The following is a 262-nucleotide window of genomic DNA, read 5'->3' on the forward strand; positions in this document are numbered from 1 at the left end:
TGGCGGTGGCGGCGACCCTGCGCAGCGGGCGGGTGGCCACGCCGACGATGACGGTCCCGGCGAGGCAGGCCGCGAGCAGCCCGGCCGCGGTGACGCAGACCTCGACGAGGATCAGGGTGTTGATGATGCCGTCGGTGTCGTCGGTCGGAATGGCCACGTAGAAGGAGCCGTTGGGCCCGGTGACGTACTCGGCGCGGTAGCTGCCGAGGCCGGGCAGGTCGAGGGTGTGCGCACGGAGGTCCACGGGCACGGTGCCGAGGGC

General features: G+C 73.3%; 1 pseudogene. It reads right to left on the minus strand.

Features of this window, described 5'->3' with window-relative positions:
- Positions 1-262, minus strand: a pseudogene (locus CCN72_RS13930) (two-component sensor histidine kinase); the annotation flags it as partial.

Origin of the sequence: Streptomyces murinus, from assembly GCF_002154555.1 — a bacterium.
Classification (GTDB): domain Bacteria; phylum Actinomycetota; class Actinomycetes; order Streptomycetales; family Streptomycetaceae; genus Streptomyces; species Streptomyces murinus.